This window comes from Planococcus glaciei (genome assembly GCF_900099655.1).
Classification (GTDB): Bacteria; Bacillota; Bacilli; order Bacillales_A; family Planococcaceae; genus Planococcus; species Planococcus glaciei.
In genome coordinates this window covers 1-12223 of the sequence record NZ_FNDC01000007.1, presented here as the reverse complement: position 1 = coordinate 12223, position 12223 = coordinate 1, and the positions used below count along the sequence as shown (strand labels likewise).

The 12223-nt window shown below is 46.7% G+C and carries 12 protein-coding genes and 1 other annotated feature; all 12 genes read left to right on the top strand.

Going from position 1 to position 12223, the window contains the following annotated elements:
• Positions 1-6 precede the first annotated feature (6 nt).
• The 12 genes from BLQ32_RS09955 (at position 7) to BLQ32_RS09900 (ending at position 11715) form a co-directional block, all read left to right on the top strand.
• On the top strand, positions 7-723 hold the full coding sequence (locus BLQ32_RS09955; RefSeq protein WP_074510207.1) for a DUF881 domain-containing protein: 717 nt from the start codon (positions 7-9) through the stop codon (positions 721-723).
• Positions 724-725: 2 nt separating this feature from the next.
• On the top strand, positions 726-1091 hold the full coding sequence (locus tag BLQ32_RS09950) for a small basic family protein (protein WP_036806885.1): 366 nt from the start codon (positions 726-728) through the stop codon (positions 1089-1091).
• A 99-nt stretch (positions 1092-1190) separates the two neighbouring features.
• Positions 1191-2477, top strand: a complete 1287-nt coding sequence (gene ftsA / locus BLQ32_RS09945) for a cell division protein FtsA (protein ID WP_036806882.1) — start codon at positions 1191-1193, stop codon at positions 2475-2477.
• A 56-nt stretch (positions 2478-2533) separates the two neighbouring features.
• Entirely contained in the window at positions 2534-3709 is a 1176-nt protein-coding gene (gene ftsZ, locus BLQ32_RS09940) for a cell division protein FtsZ (protein WP_074510206.1), read from the top strand.
• A gap of 314 nt (positions 3710-4023) precedes the next feature.
• Positions 4024-4692 carry a YggS family pyridoxal phosphate-dependent enzyme gene (locus BLQ32_RS09935; protein ID WP_074510205.1) on the top strand — a complete coding sequence of 223 codons (669 nt, stop codon included), beginning with the start codon at positions 4024-4026 and terminating at the stop codon, positions 4690-4692.
• The gene (locus BLQ32_RS09930) at positions 4692-5210 is read left to right on the top strand and encodes a cell division protein SepF (protein WP_053166412.1); all 519 of its coding nucleotides are present in this window, start codon (positions 4692-4694) and stop codon (positions 5208-5210) included. The genes BLQ32_RS09935 and BLQ32_RS09930 overlap by 1 nt, the downstream gene beginning before the upstream one ends.
• Before the next feature lie 20 nt (positions 5211-5230).
• Positions 5231-5494 carry a YggT family protein gene (locus tag BLQ32_RS09925; protein WP_036806871.1) on the top strand — a complete coding sequence of 88 codons (264 nt, stop codon included), beginning with the start codon at positions 5231-5233 and terminating at the stop codon, positions 5492-5494.
• 65 nt (positions 5495-5559) lie between these two features.
• Positions 5560-6345: a YlmH family RNA-binding protein gene (locus BLQ32_RS09920; RefSeq protein ID WP_074510204.1), complete on the top strand. Its 786-nt coding sequence runs from the start codon at positions 5560-5562 to the stop codon at positions 6343-6345.
• 95 nt (positions 6346-6440) lie between these two features.
• Positions 6441-6956 carry a DivIVA domain-containing protein gene (locus BLQ32_RS09915; RefSeq protein WP_036806865.1) on the top strand — a complete coding sequence of 172 codons (516 nt, stop codon included), beginning with the start codon at positions 6441-6443 and terminating at the stop codon, positions 6954-6956.
• A gap of 43 nt (positions 6957-6999) precedes the next feature.
• Positions 7000-7215 (top strand) — a binding site (T-box leader).
• Between the two features lie 43 nt (positions 7216-7258).
• On the top strand, positions 7259-10021 hold the full coding sequence (gene ileS, locus BLQ32_RS09910) for an isoleucine--tRNA ligase (protein WP_074510203.1): 2763 nt from the start codon (positions 7259-7261) through the stop codon (positions 10019-10021).
• Between the two features lie 297 nt (positions 10022-10318).
• Positions 10319-10798 carry a signal peptidase II gene (gene lspA, locus BLQ32_RS09905; RefSeq protein ID WP_074510202.1) on the top strand — a complete coding sequence of 160 codons (480 nt, stop codon included), beginning with the start codon at positions 10319-10321 and terminating at the stop codon, positions 10796-10798.
• A gap of 5 nt (positions 10799-10803) precedes the next feature.
• Entirely contained in the window at positions 10804-11715 is a 912-nt protein-coding gene (locus BLQ32_RS09900; RefSeq protein WP_074510307.1) for an RluA family pseudouridine synthase, read from the top strand.
• Positions 11716-12223: the final 508 nt, after the last annotated feature.

Sequence of the window (12223 nt, the reverse complement as noted above, 5' to 3'; positions counted from 1 at the left end):
GGCAGCATGAAAAAGAAACTCTCTTCCCGCTTCTCAGTCATCTTATTCATCATCGGTTTGATGGCGGCGGTACAATATAACACCATCAATGAACCGGATGCGCGCGACACACGGGATATTTGGGAAATCAGGCAGGAACTTTCGCGCGAAATGCAGCTGCATTCGGAGCTGCTGACAGAGATCGGCACCGTTGATGATACCTTGTCCAAATACGAAGATGCATCGAATGAGAGTCCGGAACAGGCATTAAAAGAAACAGTCGAGGATTTAAGAAGTGCAGCTGGCCTGGACGAAATGACCGGCCCAGGCATAGAAATCTCCATTGAACCCTCTCCAGAAGCAGTCGCTTTAGGTTTGAATATTGAAGGGATCGCACCCGATCTATTGATCCGCCTGGTCAATGAAATCAATCGCCATAATGGGCTCTACATTTCGATTGACGGCAACCGAGTGGTCAATACAACCGCCATCCGCGACATTAATGGAACGACCACTGTCAATACCGTTCCAGTTCAAACTCCGCCATTTAAAATTAAAATTGTTTCAAAAACGATGGATGACACGGAAAAGCTGTATAATCATTTAATGTCATCTCGCATACACGATGATTTTTATATTGATAACCTTTCTGTCATTATTACCGAACCAATAGATCAACTGACTGTTGAAGCTTATGACAAAGAACACAACTATCAGCAATTAGAAAAAGTGGAGGGGGAATAAGTATGTGGTTGTCAATACTGGGTTTATTGCTTGGAATTTCGCTCGGCCTATTAACCGATATGCAAATCCCTCCTGAATATGCAGATTATTTGTCCATTGCCGTGCTTGCTTCGCTTGACACTTTGTTCGGTGGAATCCGGGCGCATTTGCAGGGCGTTTACGATGACAAAGTATTTGTCTCCGGCTTTTTCTTCAATATTGTACTGGCAGCTGCACTGGCGTTTATCGGCGTGCATCTGGGAGTCGATTTATATTTAGCCGCCATTTTTGCATTTGGGGTTCGCTTATTCCAAAATATCGCTGTCATCCGCCGGATTCTTTTGACAAAATGGGCAGAAAAAAAGGAAGTTCGTGAATTACAGGGGTAAGTTGAAGGAAAATTTACAAAGTTGTGCTGTTTTACTTAGACAAGGGATACAATTTACAATAGAATATAATATAGAAGTTTATTAAGGAGGTGCCACGAATTGAGTCAATCAGAATTATACGTAAGCCTAGACATCGGTTCGTCATCCGTTAAAGTATTAATCGGAGAAATGGCCAACAAATCTTTACATGTCATTGGCGTAGGAAATGTAAAATCAAACGGAATCAGAAAAGGTGCGATTGTTGATATAGATGCTACAGTTCAATCCATTAAAAAAGCAGTTGACCAAGCGGAGCGCATGATCGGAAAGTCGATCCACGAGGTAGTGCTGGGGATCCCGGCTAACAAAGCAGCTCTTCATCCTGTCAAAGGGGTAGTGGCGGTCAACAGCGAAAACCGCGAAATTACGGATGATGACCTGGACCGCGTTCTTGAAGCGGCGCAAGTTATTTCCATTCCGCCTGAACGGGAATTGGTCAATATCATTCCTGAACAGTATATCGTCGACCATTTGGATGAAATCAAAGATCCGCGAGGTATGATTGGGATTCGCCTTGAAATGGATGGTACAATGGTGACAACATCAAAAACCATTTTGCATAATGTGTTAAGATGCGTAGAACGTGCGGGCTTGCAAATCCGTGATATTTACGTTCAGCCACTTGTCGCAGGGTATGTTGCATTGACAGAAGATGAAAAAAATCACGGCACTGCCTGCATCGACATCGGTGGAGGGTCAACATCAATAGCTGTCTTCCAAGATGGCCATTTGACTGCTTCTTCCGTTATTCCAGTCGGTGGAGACCATGTGACCAAAGATTTATCCATCGTCCTGAAAACGCCAACAGAACAAGCTGAAAAAATCAAACTGGAGTATGGTCATGCGTTTTATGACGATGCTTCTGAAGATGAATTGTTCGAAGTGGAAGTAATCGGTTCCGATTCAAAAGAGCAGTACAGCCAAAAATACATATCTGAAATAATCGGAGTTCGCCTGGAAGAACTTTTCGAATTGATTTTAGATGAGCTTTACCGTCTTGGATATCAAGACCTTCCAGGAGGAGTCGTATTGACTGGCGGCATGGCTAAACTTGAAGGGCTGCCGGAATTGGCGCGCCACATCATGCAAACGCGCGTCCGCCTGTATGTACCGGAATTCATCGGTGTGCGTGAGCCTCAATACACGACCGCTGTCGGCTTGATCCAGTACGCTTACATGGAAGATATGTTCTATGGCAATGTAGGAAGCGGAGGCGCTTTGTCCGAATCTGCACATGTAGAGCCGGAACCACAGCACCAGCAGCCTAAAAAGCAAAAGCAGCCTAAACAAAGCGGTGAAGGCGTTGTTACAAAAGCTAAAAAAATGTTTGATAGATTCTTTGAATAAAATCAACATTGCATTATGCTTAATCTAAAGCTGAGCAATATATAGGAGGAAAAAGAATGTTGGAATTTGATACATCAATCGATGCACTGGCAGTCATTAAAGTAATCGGTGTAGGCGGCGGCGGAAACAACGCAGTAAACCGTATGATCGAACACGGAGTGCAAGGCGTAGAATTCATCGCTGTAAATACAGATGCACAAGCTTTAAACCTTTCAAAAGCTGAAACTAGACTTCAAATCGGAGGCAAACTGACTCGCGGACTTGGAGCAGGCGCAAATCCGGAAGTCGGCAAAAAAGCGGCTGAAGAAAGCAAAGAACAAATCGAAGAAGCTTTGCGCGGAGCAGATATGGTATTTGTTACTGCCGGCATGGGCGGCGGAACCGGTACGGGAGCAGCACCTGTAATTGCAGGGATTGCCAAAGAATTGGGCGCTTTGACTGTTGGGGTTGTAACTCGCCCATTCACTTTCGAAGGACGCAAGCGTTCGACTCAGGCAATCAGCGGAATCAGCACGATGAAAGAATCTGTTGACACGCTAATCGTCATTCCAAACGACCGTTTGCTTGAAATCGTCGACAAGAGCACGCCAATGCTTGAAGCTTTCCGCGAAGCGGATAACGTCCTTCGCCAAGGGGTTCAAGGTATTTCCGATTTGATCGCTGTACCTGGACTAATCAACCTTGACTTTGCTGACGTAAAAACAATCATGTCCAACAAAGGTTCTGCTTTGATGGGGATCGGTGTTTCTTCAGGCGAAAACCGTGCATCTGAAGCAGCGAAAAAAGCTGTTTCAAGCCCGTTGCTTGAAGTCTCTGTTGACGGAGCGAAAGGTGTTTTGATGAACATCACAGGCGGATCTAATCTTAGCCTTTATGAAGTACAAGAAGCAGCAGATATCGTGGCTTCAGCTTCTGACGAAGATGTAAACATGATTTTCGGATCGGTCATCAACGACAACTTAAAAGATGAAATCGTAGTTACCGTTATTGCTACCGGATTTAACGAAGAATTACTGCAGCCGAGAACGCCAAGAGGATCAGGATTAAACTCAAGCCGAGTGCAGTCAATCCAACAGCAGTCTCCGCCGTCTCTTCGTGAATCGCGCCGGGAAGACCAGCGCCGGGAAGAGCATTACCCGTCGTATCAGCAAGAGCCTGCCCGCCAGGACAAACCACAGGAAGATGCATTAGACATCCCTACATTCCTGCGCAACCGCCAAAAGAGAAGATAATTGAAATCGACAGCCGCCTTAGGGCGGCTGTTTTTCTTTTTGCCTAGTGATTTCAGAGCATCGCCTAAGCTGCATATTTTTGTACAAGAAAAGGCGGCATTGCAAGATAAGAAGGGCTTAATGATCGGGTGGAATTGATAAAAAACCTGTAACTTGGTACAATAAAGTGAAACTACATTCAGATGGGGGCTCCCCGGAAAGTGCTAGTGGAACCGATCAGACTTTTGTGTTCAGTGGCTTTCGCTGAATGCAGCAGGTGACTTGTCTTGTGGTAAGCAGGATCAGTTGAACATCAATAGAAAAGTTGTGAATGCATGAAACCCATTAAACCAGTCTATGAAGAAATTACACAAGAATTAAATAATGTCCGGCCCGGCATTCAGGTCATTGCGGTGACCAAACAAGTGGGTGTTGAGCGCACGAATGAGGCAATTGAAGCTGGCATCCGCCATCTAGGGGAAAACCGGCCGGAAGGATTGTTAAATAAGCGCCAAGCAATCTCAAGTGAGGCCAGCTGGCATTTTATCGGCAATCTGCAGACGAGAAAAGTCAAGGAAGTCATTGACCAAATTGATTATCTTCATTCCTTGGACCGCATGAGCCTGGCCAAGGAAATCCAGAAACGGGCAACTCATCCCTTAAAATGCTTTGTACAAGTGAATGTTTCGAAGGAAGAATCCAAAAGCGGAGTACTTGCAGAAGAAGCAGTCGCATTTGTTAAATCACTGGAAGCTTTTGATAAAATCCAGGTAGTCGGATTGATGACAATGGCGCCGAACACCACTGACGAGAACGTCATTCGCAATGTATTCAAAGGATTGAAATCGCTTCAACTTGAAGTTGCGGCTGAAGGAATGAGCCATGCCCCTTGCACTGAGTGCTCGATGGGAATGTCCAATGACTACAAAATCGCAGCTGAAGAAGGAGCGACTTTTGTTCGCATAGGGACTGCATTAGTAGGGTCAGAAAGTGAGGCAATGTGATGAGCATGAAAGACAAATTTAAAAATTTCTTTTATCTGGAAGAATTTGAAGAAGACGAGCCGCAAGTCCAACAGCAGCAACCGAAGCCTCAGCCAGAACAAACACAGCCGCGGCCCAAGCCGCAGACCACTTCCCGCTACGAGAAAGCGGTAACGGTGCAGCCGGATATTCGAAAACAACCCAAGGAACGGAGACAAAAAACAGTGGAAACAGGAGCTACCAATCTTGTAAGCCTGCAAAGTGCAGTTAAATCCTCGAAAATGATTTTAGCAGAACCGAGAGTTTATGCCGAAGCCCAGGACATCGCCGAAAATTTGAAAAACAAACGCGCCGTCGTAGTAAACCTGCAGCGGATTGAGAAAGACCAAGGCTTGCGCATCATTGATTTCCTGAGCGGAACCGTCTATGCACTTGGCGGAGACATACAGCGCATTGGAACGGATATATTCCTATGCGTGCCGGATACCGTTGAAGTTGACGGAGCCATTTCCGAGTACTACTATGACGATCAACAATAAAAGAGGTGCATGAATAACCGATGATTGCTTTATTGAATTTAATTTTAGTCGCTATAAACATCTATTCGTTTATTTTAATTGCCAGCATTTTAATGAGCTGGCTGCCGAATGCGAAAGAATCAAGTTTTGGCCGTATGCTGTCAAGCATCACCGACCCTTATCTTGATATTTTCAGGCGCTTTATTCCCCCGTTCGGAATGATCGACTTTTCGCCAATCGTTGCCATCTTCGCTTTGAACTTAGCGAGCCGCGGGATTATCGTTTTATTTTCTTATTTCAGCTAATGACCTCACATAACGTGAGGTTTTTTGCTTGAAACCCATTAACTATCCAAAAAGGAGCGCTTTCTATGGAGTCATTGTTTCAGCATTTCAGAAAAGACGAACAGCCGTTCATCGAACAAGTGACAGGCTGGATGATAGATGTTGAAGACCGCTATACGCCTAAACTGACTGATTTTCTGGATCCGAGACAGCGTTTTATCGTGACGTCCGTGATTGGTTCAGGCGACATCCAAATGGCGGCATCGGGGCTGTTCGAAGATGCGGAAAGGCAGCGTGTGCTGCTGTATCCTTCGTATTACGAGCCGCAAAAAGAAGATTTTCAAATCACCGTTTTTGATTTGAACTACCCTACCAAGTTCGTCACGCTGCAGCATCCGGATATTCTGGGCTCCATGATGTCAATCGGCCTTGACCGGAGCAAGTTTGGCGATATCCGCATTGACGGGCAGCAAATCCAGATTGCCGTTGCAGATGAAGTCAGCAGCTATTTGCAGGCTAATTTTACAACGGCTGCAAAAGTGAAAGTCCATTTGGAAGAAGCCGCATCAGAAGAGAGCTTCATAAAAGTGGCGGAAGACTGGACAGAAGAAAGCCATACGGTCAGTTCGCTGCGTTTGGATACCGTCATCAGTTCGGTCTATAATATTTCCCGCCAGAAAGCGTCGGCATTGATCAACGGCGGAAAAGTGAAAGTCAACTGGACGGTTCAGGAACAGCCCTCGTTTGAGTTGAATGAATCGGATATGGTATCATCGCGTGGGTATGGCCGCGTCAAAATGATGGAAATCGAAGGCCGCACTAAAAAAGACAAAATCCGTCTGCTCGTTGGCCGCTTGGAGACGGCCAAGTAAGCCGGTTTGAAAAAATGCAAAATAGTACTGATATTTACTGCCATGGACTGTATAATGTAAAGAAACGAAGTTAATTAAGGAGAGGTGCCCTTACTATGCCATTATCCCCCTTGGATATACATAATAAAGAGTTTAGCAAAGCATTCAGAGGATATCAGGAAGACGAAGTAAACGAATTCCTGGATCAAATCATCAAAGACTACGAAATTCTGTTAAAAGAAAAGAAAGAATTGGAAGACCGTTTAACACAAACAGATGAGCGCGTCGGCCATTTCACAACAATTGAGTCAACTCTGCAGAAATCGATTGTGGTGGCACAGGAAGCAGCAGAAGAAGTTCGCCGCAATACGCAAAAAGAAGCGAAGCTGATTATCCGCGAAGCTGAAAAAAATGCAGACCGCATCGTCAATGAATCCTTGACGAAAGCGCGCCGCATTGCGCTGGAAATCGAAGAGTTGAAGAAACAGTCCAAAGTATTCCGCAACCGCTTCAAAATGCTGGTGGAAGCCCAGTTGGACTTGATTGAAACAGATGATTGGGAAACATTGATGGAATATGACATCGATACGACCAACCTGGACAAACTGGAAGAAAAGAAAGAAGTCTACTGAACTTGACGCAGCAACTTCTAAATTCTATAATTACGTCATATCTTTAAAAGCGTTGACGGAGACAGTACTCCAAACAATTCGACAAAGCGAGCCGGGGACAGTGAGAGCCTGGTGATGAATGTTTTGAGGAAAATCACTCTTGAGCAGAATTGGGGAATCGATTAGTACCCAGTTCCGTATCCACCACGTTACGGTGTTCGAGTGGCAGCTAAGCGCTGCAACAAGGGTGGTACCGCGAGTTTAGCTTCTCGTCCCTTTCCAGGGATGGGAGGCTTTTTATTATGCCTACAGGAGGAATTGCAATGGAATACAAAGACACGTTATTGATGCCGAAAACAGATTTCCCGATGCGCGGAAATTTGCCGAACCGGGAACCGGAAATGCAGAAAAAATGGGAAGACATGAACATTTACCAAAAATCGCTGGAACGCACAAAAGGACGCCCGTTCTTCATTCTTCACGATGGCCCGCCTTATGCCAACGGCGACCTTCATATGGGCCATGCCCTTAACAAAGTGCTAAAAGACATGATCGTCCGTTCGCGTTCGATGATGGGCTTCCATGCTCCATATGTGCCGGGCTGGGACACGCACGGTTTGCCGATTGAACAGGCATTGACGAACAAAGGCGTCAACCGCAAAGAAATGTCACTTGCGGAATTCCGTAAGCTTTGTGAAGAATATGCCTACCAACAAATCGATAACCAGCGTTCGCAGTTTAAACGCATCGGGGTTCGCGGCGATTGGGAAAATCCATATGTTACATTGAAGCCGGCCTATGAAGCCCGCCAAATCGAAGTATTCGGCAAAATGGCGAACAAAGGCTATATCTATAAAGGCCTAAAACCGGTTTACTGGTCCCCTTCAAGTGAATCTTCACTGGCGGAAGCAGAAATCGAGTATGCTGACAAAAAATCACCATCAATTTATGTCGCTTTCAAAGTTGTGGACGGAAAAGGCGTATTGGCAGAAGGCACGAACGTGCTGATCTGGACAACGACTCCTTGGACGATCCCTGCGAACCTGGGCATTTCAGCACATGCTGATTTCAATTATGTAGAAGTTTCCGTGAATGGATCGTTGTATGTGGTGGCTCAGGATTTATTGGATGAAGTGGCAAAAGAAGTGGAATGGACGGATTATGAAGTGGTGCGCGAAATCAAAGGCGCCCAGTTTGAACATATCCTGACAAAACACCCGCTATACGACCGACCTTCATTGATGATGCTCGGGGAGCACGTAACGATCGATTCCGGTACCGGGTTTGTCCACACAGCTCCTGGGCACGGGGAAGATGACTTCCTGATCGGCAAAAAGTACGGTTTGGACGTTCTTTGCCCGGTTGATGAAAAAGGCGTCATGACGGACGAAGCACCAGGATTTGAAGGCCAGTTTTATGACAAAGCCAATAAATCCATCACGGAAGCTTTGGACGAAGCAGGCGCACTTGTGCACTTGTCATTCATCACGCACTCGTATCCGCACGACTGGCGCACGAAAAAGCCGGTCATCTACCGGGCGACGGCTCAATGGTTTGTTTCCATCGAAGCATTCCGCGACCAGATCTTAAAAGCCATCGGCGAAACAAGCTTTACACCGGCATGGGGCGAGACACGCCTCTTCAATATGCTGCGTGACCGCGGCGACTGGAATATCTCGCGCCAGCGCGTTTGGGGCGTGCCGATTCCTGTGTTTTATGCAGAAAACGGCGATCCGATCATCACGAAAGAAACGATCTCCCATATCGCAGAAATGTTCCGCGAACACGGTTCAAATGTCTGGTTCGAACGCACGGCTGCCGAATTATTGCCGCCTGGATTTACGCATCCAAGCAGCCCGAACGGCATCTTTGTCAAAGAAACCGACATCATGGATGTTTGGTTCGATTCAGGTTCGTCCCACCAAGGCGTCCTGGAAGAACGCGAAGATCTTCAATACCCGGCTGATTTGTACTTGGAAGGCTCTGACCAATACCGCGGCTGGTTCAACTCATCGTTGACGACAAGCGTCGCCATCAATGGCATCGCGCCTTATAAAGGCATCTTGAGCCACGGATTTACATTGGACGGCAATGGCCGCAAAATGAGTAAATCACTCGGCAACGTCATCGTTCCTGCAAAAGTCATGAACCAGATGGGTGCAGATATCCTGCGCCTATGGGTAGCGTCTGTTGACTATACCGCTGACGTGCGCGTATCAGACGACAACTTCAAGCAAGTGTCGGAAGTCTACCGCAAAATCCGCAACACCTTGAAATTCCTTCACGGCAACTTGGCGGATTTCACTGAAAAAGAACATCGTGTCGCATTTGAAGATATGCGCGAAATGGATCAGTATATGGTCATGAAATTGCAGAAGATGATCGAGACAGCCCGCAAAGGCTACGAAACGTATGAGTTCTCTTCGATCTATCACGCATTGAATGGCTATTGTGCAAATGACTTGAGCTCATTCTACCTGGATGTAGCGAAAGACGTTGTTTACATTGAAGCGGCTGACCATCCACACCGCCGTGCAATGCAGACGGTCATGTTCGATTCCTTGATGGCGATCCTGAAATTGGCGACGCCGATCATCCCGCACACAACAGATGAAATGTGGAGCTACTTGGGCTTTGTGGAAGAAGAAAGCGTTCAGCTGACGGATTTCCCAGAAAGCGAAGAAAACCCGGCATTTGCAGACCTTGAAGCGAAATGGACAAATTTCATGGACGTCCGCGATGATGTGCTGAAAGCTTTGGAAGAAGCCCGTGCTGCGAAAACCATCGGGAAATCGCTTGAAGCCAAAGTGACCGTTTACGGATCAGAAGAAGTAAACAGCTTGCTTTCTTCGGTGGATGAAAACGTAGCTCAACTGTTCATCGTATCTCAATACGAGTTCGGCGGAGCGCTTGAACAAGCACCGGAACAGGCAGTGAAATTAAATAAAGTGGCAGTAGTTGTCGAAAAAGCGTCAGGCGAAAAATGCGAACGCTGCTGGACAATTTCTGAAGAAATCGGCAAAAACGAATCACATCCGGCGCTATGCCCGCGTTGTGCAAGCGTCGTCGAAAAACAATACGCATAATCCGAATACTGGAAGCTGCCGGGAGAAATCCTGGCAGCTTTTTTGTTTATTATCGCTATAAAGTTAAGCTTTTTAGCTTGTAGTTGCTTGAAAGGAATCGAATATATTGCTTTTGTCGTTCAGAGCATCGCCATGAATAGCACTGAATAGGCTTACTAGCAGAAATGGTTGATCTAGCTCGTTTGCGCAATATCGGCAGGCAAGGGCTCGTATCCTATTGGGACATTTCAGCCAGTTTCCTTTTTCGAGGCGGGATGTGGTAAAATAAACTGACTGATGAATTGACGGGGGAAACACATGTTTATACTTTATTATGGGATTGCATTAGTGATCATTGCACTTGATCAATGGACCAAGTGGCTGGTAGTAAAAAATATGGAATTGGGTGAACGGATTGCTGTTCTGGACCCGTATCTTGGCTGGCTTTCGCACCGGAACCGCGGAGCTGCCTGGGGGATGCTGGAAGGGCAAATGTGGCTGTTCGCCATCATCACAGTGGCTGTAATAGCCGGAATTCTTTGGTATTTTCATAAGCACGCAACCGGAAAACCGTTGTTTCAATTGAGTTTGATGGTGCTGCTCGGCGGTGCAATCGGCAACTTTATCGACCGGATGCTGCGCGGGGAAGTAGTGGACTTTGTGGATGTGCTGATTCCTGTCATCAATTACGATTTTCCGATTTTCAATGTAGCGGATGCTGCATTGACAGTAGGTGTGGTATTGATGATCCTATTTATCATCATTGACGAAAAACAAGAAAAGAAAAAGGTGTCTTAATGGAAATTGAAGATTTGACAATAGAAATAACAGAAGAAATGGCCGGTGTACGGATTGATAAAGCTGTATCCTCAATCGACGAAGACTGGTCCCGCTCGCAAATTGCCAACTGGGTGAAAGACGGCGCAGTAAAAGTCAACGGCGAAACGGTCAAACCGAATTACAAAGTGCGTCTGGACGATATCATCATTGTCTCGCCGCCGCTGTTGGAAGAACTGGACGTTGTTCCGGAAGATTTGAACCTCGAAATCACTTACGAAGACGCTGATGTGTTAGTTGTGAACAAGCCAAGAGGCATGGTGGTCCATCCGGCTCCCGGACATGCAAACGGCACGCTTGTCAACGGGCTGATGTTCCATTGCAAGGACTTGTCCGGCATTAACGGCGTAGCCCGTCCGGGAATCGTCCACCGCATCGATAAAGACACTTCCGGTTTATTGATGGTTGCCAAAAATGATATGGCGCACACGTCTTTGGTCGATCAATTGGTGAAGAAAACCGTTACGCGTAAATACGTGGCGCTTGTCCATGGCCATATTCCGCACGACAAAGGCACAATCGAAGCGCCAATCGGCCGCGACTCGAAGGACCGCCAGAAAATGGCTGTCATCGACAAAGGCAAACACGCCGTCACCCATTTCCGCGTATTGGAGCGCTTCGGCAATTTCACTTTAGTGGAATGCCGCTTGGAAACAGGCCGTACGCACCAAATCCGTGTCCACATGAAATACATCGGCTTCCCATTAGTGGGCGATCCGAAGTATGGACCGAAAAAAACAATGGATATCAACGGACAGGCGCTGCATGCGGAAGTGATCGGCTTTGATCACCCGAGAACAGGGGAATACCTCGAGTTTTCGGCAGAGCCGCCAGCCCAATTTGCAGAGCTTTTGGAATCTCTTCGAGAGAAAGATTGACAAAACGGCTGACTGTTCTTTATACTTAAAAAAACAAATCGAATAAGCAACACCTTTAAAAACGGTCCAGAGAGGCCGAGAAGGTATTTACGCTGGCTGGGAGACTGTCTTCCATGCTTAATTTTTCTGCGCATCTAACCTCTTGCCTCTCAGGCAAGAGGTTTTTTAGTGTGCCCGGCATGGGCGTAATCTATAGGGTGCAAGTCCCGAACGGTGAAGGCAGAAGTAACCGTTAGCCAAGCGCAAGGGTGTCCACGGCGACGTGGAATCTGAAGGAAGCGGGCGGCAAACCTCCGGTCTGAGGAACACGAACTTCATACAAGGCTATGTGCGATTGGGTGAGTCTGCTGAACAAGGCAAAGCCCTTTCTGCCGAAGGTCGCATGCAGTAAATGAAGCAGATAGGTGGAGGGAAAGATTGCGTTCTTACCCGGGGAGGTCTGGTTGAAACGCCAAGTACCCTTGGTAACCTGCCCAGTGATGGGCAGCTGAACAACCAGAAGTCAGCA